General features: G+C 51.5%; 16 protein-coding genes and 2 tRNA genes. 7 read left to right on the forward strand and 11 right to left on the reverse strand.

The genetic code is table 11. The features are described from left to right. The coding region (locus QZP87_RS02300; protein WP_291321305.1) for an HAD-IC family P-type ATPase at window positions 1-658 on the reverse strand (658 nt) is incomplete at its 3' end. Window positions 659-1,610: 952 nt separating this feature from the next. On the opposite strand from QZP87_RS02300, the gene dnaA reads away from it, so the two are divergent. Continuing rightward, on the forward strand, window positions 1,611-2,960 hold the full coding sequence (gene dnaA / locus QZP87_RS02305) for a chromosomal replication initiator protein DnaA (RefSeq protein ID WP_291321306.1): 1,350 nt from the start codon (window positions 1,611-1,613) through the stop codon (window positions 2,958-2,960). 1 nt (window position 2,961) lies between these two features. Here dnaA and QZP87_RS02310 read toward each other — a convergent pair whose 3' ends face one another. Continuing rightward, complete coding sequence (locus QZP87_RS02310) at window positions 2,962-3,699, reverse strand: UPF0280 family protein (RefSeq protein WP_291321307.1); 738 nt, start codon at window positions 3,697-3,699, stop codon at window positions 2,962-2,964. Between the two features lie 44 nt (window positions 3,700-3,743). Here QZP87_RS02310 and QZP87_RS02315 point away from each other — a divergent pair, with 44 nt between their 5' ends. Both QZP87_RS02315 and QZP87_RS02320 read left to right on the forward strand, forming a co-directional pair. Then, complete coding sequence (locus tag QZP87_RS02315) at window positions 3,744-4,583, forward strand: glycosyltransferase family 2 protein (RefSeq protein WP_291321308.1); 840 nt, start codon at window positions 3,744-3,746, stop codon at window positions 4,581-4,583. Window positions 4,584-4,934: 351 nt separating this feature from the next. After that, window positions 4,935-7,529, forward strand: a complete 2,595-nt coding sequence (locus tag QZP87_RS02320; RefSeq protein WP_291321309.1) for a tetratricopeptide repeat protein — start codon at window positions 4,935-4,937, stop codon at window positions 7,527-7,529. A 53-nt stretch (window positions 7,530-7,582) separates the two neighbouring features. On the opposite strand, the gene QZP87_RS02325 is transcribed toward QZP87_RS02320, so the two are convergent. The 6 genes from QZP87_RS02325 to QZP87_RS02350 all read right to left on the reverse strand — a co-directional run bounded on the left by QZP87_RS02325 (window position 7,583) and on the right by QZP87_RS02350 (window position 11,752). After that, window positions 7,583-7,900: a TusE/DsrC/DsvC family sulfur relay protein gene (locus tag QZP87_RS02325; RefSeq protein ID WP_008869793.1), complete on the reverse strand. Its 318-nt coding sequence runs from the start codon at window positions 7,898-7,900 to the stop codon at window positions 7,583-7,585. A 178-nt stretch (window positions 7,901-8,078) separates the two neighbouring features. Then, entirely contained in the window at window positions 8,079-9,803 is a 1,725-nt protein-coding gene (locus QZP87_RS02330) for a YcaO-like family protein (RefSeq protein ID WP_291321310.1), read from the reverse strand. Continuing rightward, entirely contained in the window at window positions 9,803-10,534 is a 732-nt protein-coding gene (locus tag QZP87_RS02335; RefSeq protein ID WP_291321311.1) for a methyltransferase, read from the reverse strand. The genes QZP87_RS02330 and QZP87_RS02335 overlap by 1 nt, the downstream gene beginning before the upstream one ends. A 193-nt stretch (window positions 10,535-10,727) precedes the next feature. After that, window positions 10,728-10,802, reverse strand: a tRNA-Cys gene (locus QZP87_RS02340). Window positions 10,803-10,821: 19 nt separating this feature from the next. Continuing rightward, window positions 10,822-10,896, reverse strand: a tRNA-Gly gene (locus tag QZP87_RS02345). 109 nt (window positions 10,897-11,005) lie between these two features. Then, entirely contained in the window at window positions 11,006-11,752 is a 747-nt protein-coding gene (locus QZP87_RS02350; protein WP_291321312.1) for a DUF364 domain-containing protein, read from the reverse strand. Window positions 11,753-12,421: 669 nt separating this feature from the next. Between QZP87_RS02350 and dksA the strand changes: the two genes are divergently transcribed. The 3 genes from dksA (at window position 12,422) to QZP87_RS02365 (ending at window position 15,354) form a co-directional block, all read left to right on the forward strand. Then, a complete protein-coding gene (gene dksA, locus QZP87_RS02355; RefSeq protein ID WP_291321313.1) occupies window positions 12,422-12,784 on the forward strand; it encodes an RNA polymerase-binding protein DksA in 363 nt (120 codons plus the stop codon). 82 nt (window positions 12,785-12,866) lie between these two features. Further along, a complete protein-coding gene (locus QZP87_RS02360) occupies window positions 12,867-14,357 on the forward strand; it encodes an NFACT RNA binding domain-containing protein (RefSeq protein ID WP_291321314.1) in 1,491 nt (496 codons plus the stop codon). A 553-nt stretch (window positions 14,358-14,910) separates the two neighbouring features. Further along, window positions 14,911-15,354, forward strand: coding sequence for an iron-sulfur cluster assembly scaffold protein (locus tag QZP87_RS02365; RefSeq protein WP_291321315.1), 444 nt, complete (start codon window positions 14,911-14,913; stop codon window positions 15,352-15,354). A gap of 45 nt (window positions 15,355-15,399) precedes the next feature. Here QZP87_RS02365 and clpX read toward each other — a convergent pair whose 3' ends face one another. From clpX to tig, 3 genes are all read right to left on the reverse strand, one after another. Further along, window positions 15,400-16,650: an ATP-dependent Clp protease ATP-binding subunit ClpX gene (gene clpX / locus QZP87_RS02370; protein ID WP_291321316.1), complete on the reverse strand. Its 1,251-nt coding sequence runs from the start codon at window positions 16,648-16,650 to the stop codon at window positions 15,400-15,402. A 38-nt stretch (window positions 16,651-16,688) separates the two neighbouring features. Beyond that, window positions 16,689-17,297 carry an ATP-dependent Clp protease proteolytic subunit gene (locus QZP87_RS02375; RefSeq protein WP_291321317.1) on the reverse strand — a complete coding sequence of 203 codons (609 nt, stop codon included), beginning with the start codon at window positions 17,295-17,297 and terminating at the stop codon, window positions 16,689-16,691. A gap of 185 nt (window positions 17,298-17,482) precedes the next feature. Next, window positions 17,483-18,808 carry a trigger factor gene (gene tig / locus QZP87_RS02380; RefSeq protein ID WP_291321318.1) on the reverse strand — a complete coding sequence of 442 codons (1,326 nt, stop codon included), beginning with the start codon at window positions 18,806-18,808 and terminating at the stop codon, window positions 17,483-17,485. A gap of 242 nt (window positions 18,809-19,050) precedes the next feature. Here tig and QZP87_RS02385 point away from each other — a divergent pair. Beyond that, the coding region (locus QZP87_RS02385; protein ID WP_291321319.1) for a hypothetical protein at window positions 19,051-19,332 on the forward strand (282 nt) is incomplete at its 3' end.

Here is a 19,332-nt window from a genome sequence, read left to right on the forward strand (position 1 = left end):
CGGTGGCGGCCACTACTCCCGCTCCCTGGCCGTAGGCCACCATGGTTCCGGAAAAGGCCATGCAGGAGCGATCCCCCAGACCTGCTTCCGGGTCTGCCTCGTAAATATCCTTGCCCACTGGTACCGATTCCCCGGTGAGGGCGGCCTCCTCGATCTGCAGGTCCCTGGCCTGGAAAAGGCGCAGGTCAGCCGGGACCTTGTCCCCGCTTGAAAGGACTACCACGTCTCCCGGGACCAGTTCTTCCGCGGGCACGGTCTTTTTCTGACCGTCTCGCAGGACTGTGGCCACGGGGGCCAGCATGCCCTGCAGGCTTTCCATGGACTTTTCCGCCTTGCCTTCCTGGATGAATCCGATGAGGGCGTTGACCAGGCAAACAGCGAAAATCACAGCCGAATCCACCCACTGCTGCAACAGAGCGGTGACAATGGTGGCTGCCAGCAGGACGTATATAAGTACGTTGTGAAACTGCAGCAGAAAACGCTTGAAAGGCCCCTGTTTTCTGGCCCGGGGCAGCTTGTTGGGGCCAAAGCTGTCCAGCCTTTGGCGGGCCTGGCTGGAATCCAGGCCGTTTTCAGAGGTCTGCAGGTGCTGGAGGACTTCCTGCACCGGCATGGAGTGCCAGGAGGTTTCCTGCTTCGTATTGGAATCGGTGCTCACTAGGTATCTCCTCAGGTTAATATGTCAGTATATCTTCATTATAGTGACAGACAGCCGGCAGGTATCTGTCAGTGATTTGAGCCTGGCATGGGGACCTGGCCTCACCGCAATTATTATAACGACAGACATGTTGGTCGAAATATGTACTGTGGCACGGGTAACGGCTCTTCCGGGACCAACTTGTCCCCAAAAGACAGTCCTTTTAAGCACAAAATGATGCTCAGGCGGGTCCCGGAGTGCCTGTGCCCTGCTTTGCTTAAGCGCTGAACAGATACATATTTTGTAACTGTTTCAGTTATTGTCAAGACCAGTTCATAACGATCAGGAATACCGGTCTTTTGTAGTTGGTTTTCATACCACTAGAGCGAAACTTAATTTAAGCTGGAAGGGGACTGGCTCACCGCACTTGTTTTGCTTACAGAAGACTGACGGATTTTAAAAATAAGTGCGGGGTGCCTGTCCCCGGTGGTCGAGGCGATAATTTACACAAAGTTTCGCCATAGTAATACTGAAAAGGGTTCTTTTTCAATCGGCTGAGCCGGAGGGGAGAGCATACAGCTCGGAGAGAGGGCTGAGAGAGCCGGTCCCCTTGCCACATGCAGATGGCTGAACTGTTACGGTTGCGGGCACAGTTTACGTTGGATGTTTTGAACAATACCTCCTTATCAGATTTTAATATTTAGAAAATAAAAGAAATTGTTATAAAAACGTAGTTGTAGTAACAGACAAAAAAAGTCTGTCTGCTGGTACAGGTCCAATTACGCTCTAAAGATCAACCGGTTGCGGCATGTCTATGAACCCCATAGTTAATGACCTGATAAGCCTGGATAATCTAATTAAATTCATATATTTCAAGTAGTTAAATGTAAAAGTGACATTTACTCAGAACCGGTGGAAAACACTGATTTTAGAGCTTGTATCAATGACCCGGGGTGAGATAGATGATTAACCCATGACGAACGTATGGGAAAGAATCCAAACAATCCTCGAAAAATCCATTAAATCCGGTGTTTTTCAGCTTTGGATCCAGCCTTTGCAGGGTGGTTTCAATCCGGAGAACCAGGTTTTGACGCTACAGGCACCCAACGAGTTTGTGGCCTCCTGGGTCCGGGAGCGGCTGCAGGGGATGATCATAGAAGCCGGACAGGATGTACTGGGGATTACTCCCAGGCTTGAAATTACCACGGCCCGGGAAGATGATGTCTGTACTCCACTGGGGGCATCAGGGCAGACCCGTTCCAGGGAAAGCAGAAAGCATCTGCCGGTCCAGAGCAACATTCAGGTGATTTCAAGGTTTCGTCACAGCTTTCAGGATTTTGTGGTGGGCCCCTGCAACGAACTGGCTTTCGTGGCCTCCAGGAGCTTTTGCCGGGAGCAGGTATCGTCGGACCAGCTTTTTCTATGTTCTTCCACCGGGCTGGGCAAGACCCATCTGGTTCAGTCCATGGGCAGTAACCTGGCCAATGAAAGCAACAGAGATACACTCAGGATTGCTTATCTAACGGCTGAGGAATTCGCCTGCCAGCTTATCCAGGCTATTAAGTCCAAGCAGGTGGAGCAGTTCAAAGCCAGGTACCGGAACCAGATAGATATCCTCATGCTGGAAGACATTCATTTTTTCCAGGGTAAGGAAAAGATACAGGGTGAATTTCTGTCCACAATAAATTCCCTGCAGAGTCAGGGGAAAAAAGTTGTTCTCAGCAGTTCTTTTCTGCCCAAAGAATTAAACGACCTGGATTCCAACCTGGTTTCCAGGCTGTGCCGGGGGTTCATGGCGGTCATTGACAAGCCCGACCTGCAAACCAGACAGGAGATTCTGCTTCAGAAGGCCACCCGCATGCAGGTCAGCCTGCCCCAGGAGGTGTCCCGGGTGCTGGCGGAGCGCATCCAGACGGATATCCGCCAGCTGGAAAGCTGCCTGAGCAACCTGGTGTTCAAGGCCAGGATGCTCAAGGAACGTATTACCCTGGAGATGGCCCTGGAAGTACTCAAGAACTATGATCTAAAGGAGCAGAACCTGGACCTGGAAGAGATCATCCAGTCCGTCTGCCGGGTATTTGACCTGCCCCGGGAGAAGATCTGCTCCAAGAGCCGCAGGAAGCAGCATGTCCTGGCCAGGAACCTGGCCTTTTATCTGGCCAGGAAATATACCGGGCATTCCCTCAAAGAAATCGGGTACCGTTTCAATCGCAGACACTCCACTGTACTCAAAGGAGTGGCCAACGTTGAAAAGGAGGTCAACACCGACACCCCCCTGGGTCGCCAGCTCAAGGACGCCGTCAGCAGGGTCATGCCCACCTGAATTAAAGAGCGACAAGCTCAATATCGCCCATCACCGCCATATCTTCCCCTTTCTGGGCCAGGACTCCGCTGATGTGCAGGCACAGGTGCTTATTAACCGTTTTGTGCAGAGACTGAAGACTTTTTTTATCCTTTATCAGGTTGCAAAAGGCCGTGGCAGCAGCATCAGCCACGGCTCCGCTACCGGCTTTGACTGCGACCAGATCTCCATGGCCAAGGCTGAGGGAATGCCCGGTGGTCGCCGAAGAAGAGCATACTGCGCAGGGAAAGCCGGTTTCAGGAATGACAATACCCAGGGACATGTCCTGGTCCGGGTGAGGCAAAAGGCCGATGGTCCGGCTGCGCCGGGAATAAAGATAAATGTCCCCGCCGTTTTCCACAATAATTTCTGGAGACCGGTCATTAAGTGATGCAGCAACGTCCTGGGCGATGGCTCCGGCCACAGCAGCCATGGGACCCACCCCGAAGATCTCCCCGGCCAGGGCCATTTCGCGGACTATGGCCGGGGCTATGCTGGACGCCGGCACAGGGGTGAGAGAGGTGAGAAACTCCGGGTACAGCTGGGCATAACCCAGGATCTGTCCCCTTACCAGGCCCAGACGTTCCAGGGCGATTTGGCTGAGGTCCGTGGCACTGGTTATATAAAGATCGCTTTGCTCCAGGACCACCTGGTAGGATATTTCTCCGGGTCCTGGCGCACAAAAGCTGCGGTAAGCGCGGTGAGTACTGAAACGGTTCATGGGAATCCGCCGGGATGGTTTAATTGCCTTGCTTCTGAACTGACATGCTTGTATCCGTAATCATTCCAACATACAACCGGGCCGGCTTCATCAAAGATGCGGTGCTTTCGGTCCTGGCACAGAGCCTGGACAGTCTGGAACTGATCGTGGTTGACGACGGTTCCACCGACTCCACCAGGGATGTGCTTCTGGGGTTGAACGATAAGAGATTAAGGCAGGTTTATCAAGAAAATAAAGGGGTGGCGTCTGCTCGCAATCTGGGCCTGAGTCTTTGTCGGGGCCGGTATGTGGCTCTTTTGGATTCGGATGATTACTGGCTGGAAAAAAAGCTTGAACTGCAGCTTGGATTTATGCAGAAAGGAGGGTATGCTGTCGCCCAGACAATGGAAGCCTGGGTTCGCAGAGGCCGAAAGGTCAATCCGGGCAAAAGGCACCAACAGTATGCCGGCTGGATTTTCGACAAAAGCCTGGAACTCTGCCTGGTCAGCCCATCCTGCGCCATGATGCATGCAAGCCTTATTCAAAAAGGATATATTTTCAATGAATCTCTTCCGGCCTGCGAAGATTATGAGCTGTGGCTGAGGGTCAGCCAGGATTACCCGGTGGGGCTTTTGCCCAGAGTGCTTACAGTAAAACGGGGGGGGCGCAGTGATCAGCTTTCCAGAAACATAATCGGTCTGGACCTGTGGCGAATCAGGGCCTTGCTGGGAATCCTGGAAAAACGAGGCCTTGGCAGGGAAAAAAGTAACCTTGTCAGGCAGACCCTTGAAAAAAAGGCCCGGGTTTATATAGCAGGCTGTCAAAAAAGAGGCCGGCTGGAAGAGGCAGAAAGGGTCAAAAGACTGGTGGAGCCATACCTGTATCCACCGGTCGTGAAAATTTAAAACATGACTACCACTATAACGAAACTTATGATTGACCTCCGGGGACTGGCTCTCCCCGCACTTATTTTTTATAATAATACCAAGATCATTTACAATTAAAATAAGTGCGGGGGTGCCTGTCCCCAATTGAGGTGCAATATTATATTTTATAAGTTTCGCTGCAGTGCTCCTTCAACGCTTTGAAAGTGAAAAGATAGGCATGTGGCACAGGGACTGGCTCTTAAAGTGTCGCTGTAGTGCTAAACAGATACCAAAACAATTAAAATTCAAGCAAAGGCCTGAGGTCGGCGCTTGGCCATGGGACCGTCCCGCACTTATTTTTCCAGAGCGGGCCGGTCCTTTTTTGGAATTATGTACAGTCTATCTCTGCTGACAGAAAAGCTTTCCCCCCCGGATCATATTCAGATGGTCGCCCAGGGGTATGCGGTCTGGCTGACCTGGTCCAAAGACTTGCCGGGCTCAGTCCCTGAAACTCTGCAGAGTTTTGGCGGTTTTGATGTGGCCGTTTCAGGGCAGCAAAGCCTCTGGCTGTTTGTTTCCCAGGATTTCATGGGTGCCTGCGCCCAGTTGTACAAGTGGTATGCCAGTTCAGAACTCATGGCTCATGTCAGGGTCTTTCCGGTAAAACTCAATTTCGGCCCTGATATGAGATTCAACCTGAGTGTTGAAGAGCGCATTCAGAATCTTGCGGTGGAATACCCCCGGGATTTTGAAATCTGGGTTCATGCCAGGGTCAAGGACGGCATATCACCCATTCCGGGTATAAAGCTGGAGCAGCCGGCTGCTACCTTTCTGCCCGAAGAGATGTACTGGTGCTACTTCAGGGCCACGCAACAGGTCCGTTTTACACCGAAGCTGTCCTGGATTTTTATAATACGTCCGGAATTTTCAGGGGACCCGCTGCAGGGCGCCCGGGACTGGGAAAAACAGCAGGAGGTTTTACAGGAACTCGGCTCCAGGATGGGTTTTAAGACCCACCGCGGTGGAAAAGATCTTTTGCTGGTAGAGGTTGAAGGTATCCGGCAGCTCAAGAACTGGTGTCTGGAACTGCTGGTTGTTTTTTCAGGCATGAAGGCCGGCAGGCATCTTTCATGTTATCTTATTGGTGTGGAGAATCCCGGCATAAATCCTGCTGATGGCATCCCTGAGAGGCTTTTGCCGGAATGGAAACAGGTGGAACCGGACCAACTGTACCTGCCCCTGAAAAACATACTTCAATTGGGCCGTTCCCTGCAGGTGCTCCCGGACTCCATGCCCCCCAGAGACAGAAAGATAACTGATCTGTGCCGTGCCGCCCTGGGGCCTTCATACCAGGAGGAAATCCAGGCCAGGCTGGATGTATCGATGCCTCAGGGCCTTGTGCAGGGTAAATCCGGACCCTGTTTTTATTGCGGATTGAAAATCCATGCAGAAGTTGACTGCCCCACCAGACAGCTTTTTCATATTGAATATGTCCTGGAGCAGATGGCCCTGCTAGACCTGCAGGACATTAATTCCGGGCTGGAAAGTCTGGAACAGGAAATACGCTCCTCAACGCCCTGGCAGACTTTATTGCAGGGTTCCAGTCCATCCAGACTGGTTATGCGTACCATACTGGGCATCAACTATCCGGCCCAGCACCGGACCCTGCGCCTCATGCGTAGAAGCAGGGGCAGAGACTGGCCCCAAGGCCTGAAGCAATTGTCCGATGCTGAAGATGATCACAACTGGGGGATTATTGAGAATTTACGCATGAAGCAAACCGGCCTGGCGCGTAACAGCCTTAAAAAGCTCTGCCTGAGCCAGGCCAGGGATTTCCGGCCCAGGACCATGTTTGGTTTTCTGAGCCTGGAGGAAAACGATCACAAGGCTGCCCGGGCATACTGGGAAGAAGCCGGAAGACTGGGATACACCCCTTTGCAGCAGAGCTATCATCTGTACCTCAGGGCCAGACTGGCAGAAATAAGCAATGATTTCTCCCGGGCATATACTCTTTACCAGGAAGCCCAGAAGACCTCGCCAGGCATGCAGGAAGCCAGGTACAGGCAAGGGGTCTGCCTGGTCAAGGCTGGGGACGTGGAACAGGCCCTGAGCATTTTTCTGGAAATTTGTAATGAGCGACCGGAAATATTCAACCAGATCCTGGTGGACCCCGAGCTGGCCTATGGCCATCAGCATCTCATGAGCAGCCTGTACAGTACCTGGCAGCAGCGGAAAAAAAAGGCTCAGACCTCAGGGACGACACTTCAGAAGCTGGCCCGGAAGGCCCAGGCATGGTTTCCGGAAGAACATCCGCGGCACGATCAGTTTCAAAGCCGCATCCAGGGCTTGCAGAAACTGGCAGGCAGGGATAACTATGTAGCATTTGTAAGGCTGGTTGACGGAGTCGGCAGCCTGCAGAAAGACCTGGAAATAGCCATAAGCAATGAAGTGCACGAGGTGAAGAAGGACTTCGCACACATTGCCCAGCGCCTCAGGGAGATTAATGCAGAAGCCGGGCTGATTCCTTTAAACAGTATAGCCGCGGCAAAAATTTTCCGTCTTGGTTCAGAGGTCCGGGCAATGCTCAAGGAGGTCCAGAGCCTGGATATTAATGCCCCTGAAGGTTACAGACTGGCCCGGGCAGAACTGACCATGGCTGCAGAACATATCTCCAGGATGCAGAAGAGGCTTAAAAGCCTGGAGTTGTTCAGGGACGCAAGCCTGTTTCTGTACTTTATGACCAGAAGCTTTTTCTGGATACTGCTGGCGGTACTGCTGGCAGGGACATTCCTGGTGGGGGCAGGCACCTACGCAGGCCTGCGCCGGGAGGTGGACTGGGCCTTTTCCGTCCTGGAACAGCGGGAGGCCATGCTTCAGGTGGGCATCATGCTGATGGCCATCCTGTCCCTGGCCCTGGCCGCCATCAGGACGACCATATCTTTTGAGCGCCTAAAGGCTAAATATTATAAAAATAAAAAGGAATAAAAAAACGGACCCCGTCAGGGATCCGTTTTTTTAAATGCGATGAACATTCTCTATTAGACGCACCCGGTAGGTTTGGGCAGTCCGGCCATCTTACATGCTCCCTTGCCGGGGCCGGAGGGAAACAGTTCATAAATATGCTTCAGCTTGAAGCCGGTTACCTTGGAGAGGATACGAACCATGGGCGCAATGCCATTCTTTTTGTAATAGTCCTGCAAAAAATCGATTACCTTCTGGTGCTCATCAGTCAATTCTTTAATGCCTTCGCTTTCTTTAACATAGTCCACCCATTCAGGGGACCAGTCTTCAAATTTTTGCAGGAAACCGTCTTCGTCTACTTCAAATGTTTTGCCCTTGAACTCAACTGTTGCCATCTTTGATACCTCCTTGATTGTTGATCATAATAAATTGCGCCTGAACATGTGGCGTCAATTCTGTCCTTAAGAGAATATATTCAGCCTCTTACGGCAATAATCGATGTCTGTAATATAAATCATAAGATTGAGGCCGTATTTTTGTCAATGCCTTTTCTCTGCAAAAATTCCGGCCATGTCAATCGTTTAGTTCTTCAAGATAATTCCTGGCGGCTGCAAGGTCCGGATCAAGATCCAGGGCCCTCTTAAGGATCTCTGCTGCTGCATTCTTGCGGCCCTGGGCCCTGTAACACATGCCCAGGTTGAGCATGTCCATGGACGAACCGCTGTCAAGCTGCAAGGCCCTTTGAAAGTCATGTATTGCCTGTTCATAATCTTTTTGTTTAAAATAAGCAACCCCGCGCAGGTTGAAATATTCTTTAACCTGTGGATCCAGTTCTATGGCCCGGTTTAAAGGTGCTATAGCATCCCGCCACCGCTGCTGACCGGACAAGGCATAGGCACTGTAAAAGGCGCTCAGGGCTCGGGACTCGGGATCAGGCTGAACTTCTTCGGCTCTGGCAAAGTATATTGAGGCTTCCTGGTATTTCTGGCGCATAAGGAGGTTCATGGCCTGATAAAAGGGTATAAAAGGGGCGCCGGGGTAAAGCTCGCCCAGTCTTTCAAGCCTGGAAGCCGCAGAAAAGGGATCTTCTTCTTCAGCCAGAATACGTCCCACAAACATTCCTATACTGGCCCCGGGCGTCCTTTCCCTGAAAAGAAATCCCGGGATAAAACTGTAGTTGGCGGGGATTTCCAGCTCAGGCTGCATGGTGCAAACAGAATAAAGATTGTATCCCATCAGGTTGAGTCCTCTGCACAGGTCCTTGAGTTCCTGTCCCATGTCCGGACAGGAAATGTCCGGAAGACGGTCAATGTTAATACTTTCCCCCCGGGTAATCCAGGCGGTCTGGCGGATATCGGAAAACTTGGGCAGGCCGGATGCCTCATAATTACTCCCGGAGTGAAAATCCCCGGCAAGCTGGGCCACCTCGGTCAGAGCCCTGATAGCCGCCATTTCAGGAGAAGTGGCTGTTCCGGCGGTAAAGACTATTTCGCTAAGGACTGGAAATGTGGCGGGATCATAGGCCAGAGCTCCCACCGTGGGTGCCGGGAAGCCCAGGGTGAAGTCTTTGAGCCATACCTGGATCCGGTGCCTGTCAAACCTGTTTAAGAGATCCTTTAAAACCGGGTTGGTGACTGATCCGGGATTAATAGTGGGTGTTTCTGGCTGCTGTCTGTCCACCAGGGCGCTTGTGTGTCTCTCAATCAGCTCACAGGCTCCCTGGAGAATTGATTCTTCAAAGGTGTTTCCAGCGCTGCCGCCGTTGAATTCATTCAGTTTTTTGAACCAGTCCAGGGGTACGTATTCCTGCTGTCCGGGATGGATATTCAGGGCCGGGGTAAAGCGCCACCGCAGAAGGTCCAGGGTGTCGTCCGCCCTTTGAAGGGAAATGTCTTCCTGGACGGATTTTATAATCTCGCTGGTGGGCAGCATCTTTTCTCCCCACCTGGCCCGGGCCTCTTTCCAGGACATCCGGATGAAGTTGTCTGGATCGGCATTAAAACTGAAAAAGGAATACCTTTCAGCCAGTTCCATTAGAGCCGAGCATCTGGCCTGGGCAGGGGATGCTCCCTTGCCCATCTGCTGGCGCTTGGGCACGCCCATTTCCCTGGCCCTGGTCCCGTAGTAGCTGAAATACACAGGAATGCCCAGGCGGCCGGTATCAATGCGCCTGAGATCTTTTAAAATGGTCTGCCGGTGCCTGTTAAAGGCCAGGGTGACCCTGCGGGCGGTCTCTTCCGGGGTGTGGGCTTTATCCGCCTCCCCGGTATATCCTTTAGGGCTGGAACCGATCTGCATCAATGTTGCTGAGCCCTCAGTCTGTAAATGGTTATGCTGTGGTTTTCCCCGGCGGAGGCGTCCTGCGGGTCATTATCCCTGCACTTCACGGTCTTGCGGCTTATCTGAAATTTTTGGGAGGCATGATTGAAAAAAGCCGGGGATTTGCGGCTGTCTTTGGCGGACAGGATGATTTCACAGTCCTTGTCAATACCCAGGTGCTGCTGCAGGAAGTTCAGGAGCTGCGGATAAGTATCCTCCAGGTACAGAATTTCAGCCCCCAGGATACAGTCGAAGCGTCTTTGCAGACGGTCGGCAGTGAAGTCAACGGCCTGTACCGCTGCTTTTTCCTGGAGATTGTTGCGCAGGATATTTATCCTGGCGAAGAGCAGGGCATCGGGATGGTTGTCGGTGATCAGAACATTATGGCCCATGGCTGCAGCCGCCAGGCCGCAGACTCCCACTCCGGCCCCCAGTTCCAGCATGTCCAGAGGCTTTTGAGCGGGCAGGGAGCACAGGTAATATCCAAGCAGGACCGAGGCCGGCCAGATCTTGGCCCAGAAGGGCAATTCAACCTGCTCTCCGCTTTTTTCCGCCAGGCGATCAATGTAGGATTCCATGTCGGCTATCTGCAGGATATCCAGAGACATTTCCCCGATTCGAACGGGCTCAAAAACAACATCGTATTTTTCCCGGGCACTGGCCATGAGGTGGTCCAAGCTGTTTTGCTGCAAAAAGTCAATATCCTGCACTCTTTTTACCTCCAGATGATGCAGGCCAGGGTGGACCTGGCTTATTTCATACTTTATTGGTCTGGTATGGTTTTGTTTTTCGTGGATAAGTACCTGCAAGATTGAGTTGTGAGGATTTAATCAGGTTTGATTTCGAAACTGCTGAGGCAGTGTAGATTCATTTTATAAAGGCGGATGCCCTGCATTCTGGGTTTGGAGGCGGCATCCGGATTTGAACCGGAGAATGGCGGTTTTGCAGACCGCTGCCTTACCACTTGGCTATGCCGCCCGGTCGGGGTCGAAGGATATGGAGCGGGAGACGGGATTTGAACCCGCGACTTCAACCTTGGCAAGGTTGCACTCTACCACTGAGTTACTCCCGCACTCAGAATTTATATTGATATAGCAGAGCGTACGGAGTGTCAAGAATATTTTTAAAGGAAAAAAAATCACTTAAGCGGGCTTCGCCCCTAGTCCAGTTATATTTTATGTTTACTCCCGGGGGGCAGAGGTTTCGCAGATAAAATGTTCAACACCTTGCAGTTCACGAAAACAGCGGTCTTTATTTATGCCCTCAAACACCAGATCCGGCTCTAGCACTCTGCAGCCGGCCAGATAGTGTATGCCTGCGTCCCCCAGACAGAATGCCAGGGGTGTGCTGGGTCCGATAAGAAGCCTGATGCTCCTGGGGCTGCACATGCTGAGGATTTCAGCCAAAGTCCCGTTTAACAGCGTGGTGCCTGTGACTGCTATCAGTTCCGCCCTGGGCAGGATGCGCGGCATTTCAGTCTCCGGCAGATCAAAATCACGGGGTCTTTTTTCAAACACCCAGAAGTTGTTAAACTTATACCTGAGTTTATGCACAAAGGGAAAGTGTCCAATAACAGCTACATTTTTTCCACGGCCAAGCTCCAGAATCAGATCCTGGGCCTTCAGGCGCATACCGTTCAAACGCTGGTTCATCATGCTGCCTGCTGCGGCCAGCGCCAGAGATGCCTGCAGAGTTCCCTGCTGCTTAAGGCCTGGCAAAAGCTGATGCAGGCTTAATGGTAGATCAGGCCTGTATAGGTCCGGCTTTCTTTGGTCCGCGCCGGGCAGTCTGGAACATATGCCAGCCTGCATATGGCAGCGCACACCAGTCAGCTGTCTGCCGATAACCAGATTTCTAACTGACCTGTCAGGCAGCGCCACAGCCTCATGAATAATTTCGTTTACAATAAACTCCTGGGTTATCTGCATAAGCTGATTCTCCTTACCGGCAGACATTCAGGTGAGTACCGGATACCGGCCTGGGGTTAGGGCTAAGCCGTCTGATAACTCCCGCTGCAAAGCGTTCGGCAGGCTGTTATCAGGTCCAGATTAAACAAATTTGCTGTCATGTACAACAAAAACAGCTGGTATATCTTTACATCCCGGCATCTATGAGTTAATTTACACTTTTTATTAATTGCCATTAATTGCCATCAGTTCGCATTTGCCGTGATGAGCGAATATTTCTTAACACTACAGCGAAACTTATGCCTGACCTCCGGGGGCTGGCTCTCTCCGCACTTTATTTAAACCTGTCAATCATCCTTCTGAAAAATAAGTGCGGGGGGGCCTGTCCCCAATTTCGACAGGTTGAAAAGGTAACTTCTCAATAACTCCTGGCGATCTTACACTAAGAAAATATCTGGATTCCGGCTTTCGCCGGAATGACGAATGAAAACAGGCGGTTGCATTGTGATGTCATACCGGCGGAAGCCGGTATCCAGGAATACTGCCCGGAGTTATTGAGAAGTTACTTGAAAAGTTTTATAAGTTTCGCTGCAGTGTTAATGTCAACCCGGTAAGGTCGCAAAATCCGGGTGACATTCATTCTGGCTGGAGATGAACCGAACCCTAAATATCCAACAGGAGACCCGAGTAATGAACCAGGCTGACATTGAAGCATTTGGAGAAATTCTTAAAAAAATGCGGCAGGAAATCTTGGAACAAGGCGAAGATACCCTGGAGGACATGACAGAAGAACGTGAAATTTACGCTGATCCTGCAGACAGAGCTTCCGCAGAGTCGGACCGCGCCTTTACCCTGCGCTTGAGGGACCGTGACCGCAAACTGATAAAGAAAATTGAAGAGGCTCTGGAGCGTATTGACGACGGGACATACGGAGAATGCGAGGATTGCGGTGAGGATATTTCCAAGGCCAGACTCAAGGCTAGACCTGTAACCACGCTGTGCATCAAGTGCAAAAGCAAGCAGGAAAAGCAGGAGGCTTTGCACGGGGAATAGCTCCTGAATCTTTATGATCATTTTGTGTGATCTCAGTTTATGCACAATATTCTTAACGATCAGAAATGCCCGGTGATCCTTTATGGAGGCCAATTTTTTCCGGTTTGCCGCAGCCGAACTCTTTAATAAAGTCCGCGGGTCCCGCATACAAAAGATCTATATGCCGGGTTTCGGCATTTACACCCTGGATCTGGGCAGAGTCGGCTACCTTATTCTGGCCTGTTCCCGCAAGGGGGGCTTTTTTTACCTTTCAGCCACCAAACCTGCCAATCCCTCCCAGCCACCGGCGCATGCCATGTGGCTGCGCAAACACGTTAAAAACCGGCGTATCCTGGACATGATTAATGTCTGGCCCCAAAGAAGGATACTCCTGCAGCTGTCCGCTCCTGATTCCTCCTGGCTGGTTCTGGATCTGGTGCAAGGTCTGCATGTTGTGGATTGCCCTGACCAATCCCAGGAAAGAGACCCCTCCTGGCCCGGTCTGGAGACAGTACTTCATCATGAAGAGGTCTGGGTGGATCATCCCCAGCTGTCTCCACCACTGAGAAGTGAACTGGCCGGGCGTAGTCCGGATGAGGCCCGCCGGCTTCTTGATCTTCTGGCCATGGGCAAGCCGGAGGGGTTTTTTATCTGTCGCAGAACACGGGGCGGCTCCGTACTAAGCTGCTTCAGGATGTTGCAAAGCCCTGAGTGCCAGGAGTTTGATTCTGCCCTTGAGGCGGCTGCTTTTTTTTCGAAGCCCAGGCTTGAAAGTCTACTGAACGCCCCCAGGGAAAAGGAGTTACAGAAGCTGGAGAAAAAAAAGACGCGAAAGCTGGAGAAAAGTCTAAGCCAGGTGCACCAGGATCGCAGACGTCTGCAGGAGATGGTTGAGCTTGGGGAAAAAGGCAGGTTGATCCAGGCTAATCTATACCGCCTGGATCCGGAGCAGAAAATAGATGTTCTGAAACTGGAAGACTCCCGGGGTCGGGTGCAGGAAATTGCACTGGACAAAAGCAAAACCCTCCGGGAAAATATGCAGTGGTATTTTAAAAGGGCCAGCAAAGGCAAGCGTGGGCTGCAGGTGGCAGCAGCAAGAGAGACCTGGCTGCTGAATTCCGGGATCCAGGCCAGGGATGGGTCCGGGGCAGATACATTCACGGCAGGTCCGAAGCCCAGAGAGATCAGCAACAGCCGGGTGGCCGCTAAAGCACATGTATTCAGATCCAGCGACGGTTATCTCATACTTCGAGCCAGAAACAGCCGGGTGGCAGGGGACCTTCTGCGAGACCACTCTTCCGGGTTTGATTATTGGCTGCATGCACAGGACGGGCCTGGAGCTCATACTGTTTTGAAGCGGCAAAGTAAAGAAGAGGCCGTGCCTCGGAGATCTCTGGAAGAGGCCGCAGCCCTGGCGGCCCTGGCAAGTTTCCAGAAACACGAACACAAGGCCCGGGTCATTCTGGCTCTGGTTAAAGATGTAAGACCGGTCAAAGGTGCGCCGGGACGGGTGAAGGTCGAAAAACAACAGGAAAGCCTGGTGGTGGAGCTGGATCCCGGTCTGGAACCCAGGCTCAGGCTGCAGCAGGAATAACCCTGCAACGTAACTTATTTGTGCCTCAAGGGAACTGGCTCTTCCGGCACCCACCTGAAGCTGAAAATCAGGCTTCAAAGGCACAAAAACACATTCAAGTGGGTGCCGGAGCTGCCTGTCCCTGATTTAACCAGCCACAAATTAAAATCGCTAAACAGCCAGGAAATGAAGAATTCAGGAACTAACGCGGGCTTTGCCCGCAACCCAAGATAAAGCAGTGCTCTTATCCCTGCCTTAAGAAGTATGGGAGTATGGGCGTATGGGAGTATGGGAGTATGGGCGTATGGGAGTCAAAACATCTTTACACCCACTCATGGATACCCCCATACCCCCATACTTTCTTCCTAAGGGAGGGGATTTTACGCCGTGCGCGTGATCTAATCCAGATGGGCAGGATGTCAGAAACAGTTACCAACATGTTGGTTTGAAATTTGTGCTAAGCGCCTATCCAATTCCATAAATCTTTGATTGTACTGATTCCTGCCATCTGGCTCCTGTGACTGCAAAAAGAATATTTTTCAGTCGTGTCTTGGTACAACTGCCGGAGAAAAATATGAAAGAAAGCATGAAGCGCTCTTTTGACGAACTGCAGGCCAGGGTGGACCACCAGGCATTGCAGGATTTTGGTCCTGAGGTTTTCAGGCGGTGGAAAAACCCGGCTTTTATGGGCAGAATGCTTCAATATGACAGTAAGGCCGAGGCGGCCGGATCCTGCGGCAACAAGATGACCATTTACCTGCGTCTGCAAAATGATGTGATATCAGAGGCGACTTTTTTCAGCGAAGGTTGCGGCACAAGCGTGGTATGCGCTTCAGTGACATGCGAACTGGCCCGGGGCAGGCCCTTGAAGCAGGCCATGGAACTGCGACCGGAAGATATCATGCGTCTCCTGCCCGGGTTGCCCCCTGCCAGGAAGAAATATGCTCAGCTTGGAATATCGGCCCTGCACAGGGCCGTTGAGAAGTTATTAAGGCCGCAGTCCTGCCGGGTGGCCTGACATCTCCGGGATTTATAAGGCTTTGCATACCCTTGTTGCGAGGATTTAAGCCGTCTTAACCTCCTGTTCGTAAAAAAGCAGAGGATCGATGCCTTTTTCCACGACTTCCCTGTTGATCAGACACTCCTGGACTCCATGCGGTGAAGGCAGGTTGTACATGACATCCATCATTATGGATTCCATGACGTTTCTAAGGCCTCTTGCACCGGTTTTTCTTTCCATAGCCTTGGCTGCAATTGCCCGCAGGGCGTTCTGAGTGAACTTGAGCCTGATGTTGTCTAGCTCAAACATCTTCTGGTACTGTTTGACCAGTGCATTTTTAGGTTCTGTAAGAATGCGGACCAGATCGTCCTCAGTAAGTTCCTCCAGGGAGGAAACCACGGGAATACGACCTACAAATTCAGGTATAAGGCCATATTTAATGAGGTCCGCCGGGTGGGCCATGCTGATGAGTTCGTTTTGAGTATAGGTGTTTTGAGTGCCGAGTTTGGCGCCGAATCCCATGCTGCCTTTATGGACTCTTTCCTGGACTATCTTTTCCATACCTATGAATGCTCCCCCGGCAATGAACAGGATATTGGAGGTATCCATGCGGATAAATTCCTGCTGAGGGTGCTTGCGTCCGCCTTTGGGGGGAATATTGGCCTCGGTGCCCTCTATGATTTTTAAAAGGGCCTGCTGTACCCCTTCCCCTGATACGTCCCTGGTGATGGAAGGACTGTCGGACTTGCGGGCTATCTTGTCTATCTCGTCCACGTAAATGATACCCTTGGAGGCGGCCTCCAGGTCATAGTCCGCGTTCTGCATGAGCTGCACCAGGATATTCTCCACGTCTTCGCCCACGTATCCAGCCTCGGTCAGAGTGGTGGCGTCGGCTATGGCAAATGGAACCTTGAGCACCCGGGCCAGAGTCTGGGCCAGGAGGGTCTTGCCGGAACCGGTGGGCCCGATGAGAAGGATATTGCTCTTGTCCAGTTCCACGTCATCTTTCCGGGTCTTTACATAGCGCACCCGCTTGTAGTGATTGTAAACCGCAACAGCAAGCAGCTTCTTGGTTTGTTCCTGTCCCACCACGTAATCATCCAGGGCTCTTTTAAGATCCGAGGGTGGCAGCAGGGTGTCGCCTTCCTCGACTTCCTCGGCATGATCCTGGGCAATGATCTCATCACACAGGGATACACACTCATTGCAGATATATACATCCGGGCCGGCAATCAGCCTGTCCACTTCATCCTGGGTCTTGCCGCAGAAAGAACAGCCAAGGTCAGCCACATATGGCTTCTTTTTTTTGGCCATGAGTCACCTCTAGTGTTCCAATTTTTGACTATTTTAATTTATTGACCTGTTTTGTCAATTTCGGATCTGGATGTGAGCACACTGTCTATGAGCCCATAATCCCTGGCATCCTGTGCTTCAAGGTAGTAGTCCCGATCCGTATCGTGCTCGATCCTGGCCAGCTCCATCCTGGTATGATGGGCCAGGATTTTATTCAGCTTGGCTTTGAGGCGGATTATTTCCTTAGCCTGTATATCTATGTCCGTGGCCTGCCCCTTGAATCCTCCCATGGGTTGGTGGATGAGGATGCGGCTGTGGGGCAGGGCATAGCGCATGCCGGGGTTGCCGGCTGCCAGGAGCAGAGCCGCCATACTGGCGGCCTGACCCAGGCATACTGTAGCCACTGGCGCAGAAATGTACTGCATGGTATCATAAATGGCTAATCCGGCGGTTACTGAACCGCCGGGGGAGTTGATATAAAAATTGATCTCCCTTTCCTGGCTTTCTGACTCCAGGAAGAGCAACTGGGCGCAGATAAGGTTGGCCACGTGATCGTCAATAGGGGTGCCCAAAAGGATTATTCGATCCTTTAACAGCCTGGAGTACAGGTCGTACGCCCTCTCCCCTCTTCCGGTGGTTTCTATGACCATGGGCACATTGTAACTCATTACTATCTCCTTGGCACTACAGAGAAACTTATTTATTCACCTCCGGGGACTGGCTCTCCCCGCACTTATTTTTTCCAATAAAACCAAGATCATTTGTAATAAAAATAAGTGCGGGGGTGCCTGTCCCCGATTTAGCAGGTTGAAAAGTTTTATAAGTTTCGCTTTAGTGTTAGTTGAGTATTTGTTCAGGCCTGGGCCGACTGGACCGTGGAATCGCCTGTTTGAGGCGGCACCATCTTGATCTCGGCATGCTCGTAGATAAATTCCATGGCCTTGTCCGCCAGGAGGGTGTCCTGCAGGGCGAACATGAGATTGTTGTCCTGGTAAAATTTTTTGAGCTGTGCGGGTTCCTGTCCCCCGGCCTGCGCCTGCTTCTGGATATAGGCATCCATTTCATCTTCGCTGACGGTCAATCCTTCGGTTTTGGCCACCGCCAGCAAGAAAAGCTGGGATTTGACCATGTCTTCGGCATGAGGCCTGAACTCTTCTGCAAGTTCTTCCCTTGTCTTGCCAATGGACTCCAGCCTTTTGCCCTTTTTTTCCAACTGGTTCTGCAGTGCGGTAATCTTCTGCTGGATGCGTCCCTGTACCAGGGAGTCAGGCAGCTCAAAATCAACCCTGGTCTTGAGATCGTCAAGGGCCTTTTTCTGTGCAGAGCTTTTGTGCAGTTCCTTGCGGGTGCTTTTGTAAGAATTTTCGATTACCTGCTTGAGTTTTTCCACGGAATCAAAGCCCCCGGCCTTCTGGGCCAGTTCTTCGTCCACTTCGGGCAGCTTTTTTTCCTTGATGCTGTGCAGGGTGACCTGCATCTGCACAGTCTTTCCGGCCAGGGCACTGTTAATAAAGTCATCCGGGAGTGTTATTTCGCGGGTTCCTGTCTCTCCGGGCTTCAGTTCCTTGATCAGTTCTTCAAAATCGGGCAAGGCAGCGCCCTCACCCAGGGTCATCTGGAAGTTGTCCGCCTTGACACCTTCGATGGATTTGCCGTCCTCAAACGCCTCAAAGTCGATAACTACAACCTCATTGTCTTTTGGGGGACGTTCTTCCTCAATAATGACCAGTTCAGCCATGTTGTTCTGGATACGGTTTATGACCAGATCCACCTCATCGGTGTTCACTTGGACCTCTTCTTCTTCGATGCCGATGCCCTTGTAGGGGGGCAGTTCAAATACAGGCGCTACCTCAAAGCTGATGGAATAATTGAAGTCCTTGCCTCTTTCAAGAAGATCTGCATCTACATCTATGCGGGAAAGGGGGTTGAACTGCATCTCGCTCATGATCTGGTTGATATGGACGTTGATTAGGTCGTTGGTGGCCTCAGTGTAAATCTTTTTTTTGAACCTGCCCTCAACCACCGAAGAAGGCACCTTGCCCTTGCGAAAACCTTTCATTTCCACGTCTTTGCCGTACATGGCAGTGGCGGCGGACAGGGCCGCGTGTACTTCATCAGCGGGGGCCTGAACATTTATCTTTTTTTTCACAGGGGAAACATCTTCAACATTATATTCCATAGTTTGCGGACCTCCTTAGGGGTATCTTTTTTATTTAAGAACGTTTTAAAACCTGGAACGGTTGATTTTCTGGTTTAAGGAAATGTATCTGTTCAGCGCTAACGCGGGCTGTGCCCGCAACCCTGGATAAAGAAGTGCTCTTATCCCACCTGGGACAGTCCCTGATCCGTGCTAAGCTTATTCCGCGACCCTGCGCGGAATAAGAGGCCCCTTCGGGACAAAAGAGACTGCCCCCCGGTTGAATGGAAGAGATTCAACTGGGCAGGCGCAATACACGGAATTTCACGGCATATGCGTTGCTTCGCAACGCTTTAAAAACTTCCGTGCCCTTCCGTGTGTTCCGTGGGAAAAAGCTCCTGGCTTTCTTTGAAAATGAAACAACATGTTGTTTCGAAATTTGTGCTAACACTACAGCGAAACTTATAAAATATAATTACGTATCTCAATTGGGGACAGGCACCCCCGCACTTATTTTTATTACAAATGATCTTGGTTTTATTGGAAAAAATAAGTGCGGGGAGAGC

The organism is Desulfonatronospira sp., assembly GCA_003563255.1.
Lineage (GTDB): Bacteria > Desulfobacterota > Desulfovibrionia > Desulfovibrionales > Desulfonatronovibrionaceae > Desulfonatronospira.

Excerpts from the sequence above, each read along its gene's own strand:
- QZP87_RS02320 (WP_291321309.1), top strand. The coding sequence starts at position 4,935 with ATGTACAGTCTATCTCTGCTGACAGAAAAGCTTTCCCCCCCGGATCAT.
- QZP87_RS02360 (WP_291321314.1), top strand. The coding sequence starts at position 12,867 with ATGGAGGCCAATTTTTTCCGGTTTGCCGCAGCCGAACTCTTTAATAAA.
- dksA (WP_291321313.1), top strand. The coding sequence starts at position 12,422 with ATGAACCAGGCTGACATTGAAGCATTTGGAGAAATTCTTAAAAAAATG.
- clpX (WP_291321316.1), bottom strand. The coding sequence starts at position 16,650 with ATGGCCAAAAAAAAGAAGCCATATGTGGCTGACCTTGGCTGTTCTTTC.
- QZP87_RS02310 (WP_291321307.1), bottom strand. The coding sequence starts at position 3,699 with ATGAACCGTTTCAGTACTCACCGCGCTTACCGCAGCTTTTGTGCGCCA.
- QZP87_RS02365 (WP_291321315.1), top strand. The coding sequence starts at position 14,911 with ATGAAAGAAAGCATGAAGCGCTCTTTTGACGAACTGCAGGCCAGGGTG.
- tig (WP_291321318.1), bottom strand. The coding sequence starts at position 18,808 with ATGGAATATAATGTTGAAGATGTTTCCCCTGTGAAAAAAAAGATAAAT.
- QZP87_RS02350 (WP_291321312.1), bottom strand. The coding sequence starts at position 11,752 with ATGCAGATAACCCAGGAGTTTATTGTAAACGAAATTATTCATGAGGCT.
- QZP87_RS02375 (WP_291321317.1), bottom strand. The coding sequence starts at position 17,297 with ATGAGTTACAATGTGCCCATGGTCATAGAAACCACCGGAAGAGGGGAG.
- QZP87_RS02330 (WP_291321310.1), bottom strand. The coding sequence starts at position 9,803 with ATGCAGATCGGTTCCAGCCCTAAAGGATATACCGGGGAGGCGGATAAA.
- dnaA (WP_291321306.1), top strand. The coding sequence starts at position 1,611 with ATGACGAACGTATGGGAAAGAATCCAAACAATCCTCGAAAAATCCATT.
- QZP87_RS02315 (WP_291321308.1), top strand. The coding sequence starts at position 3,744 with ATGCTTGTATCCGTAATCATTCCAACATACAACCGGGCCGGCTTCATC.
- QZP87_RS02325 (WP_008869793.1), bottom strand. The coding sequence starts at position 7,900 with ATGGCAACAGTTGAGTTCAAGGGCAAAACATTTGAAGTAGACGAAGAC.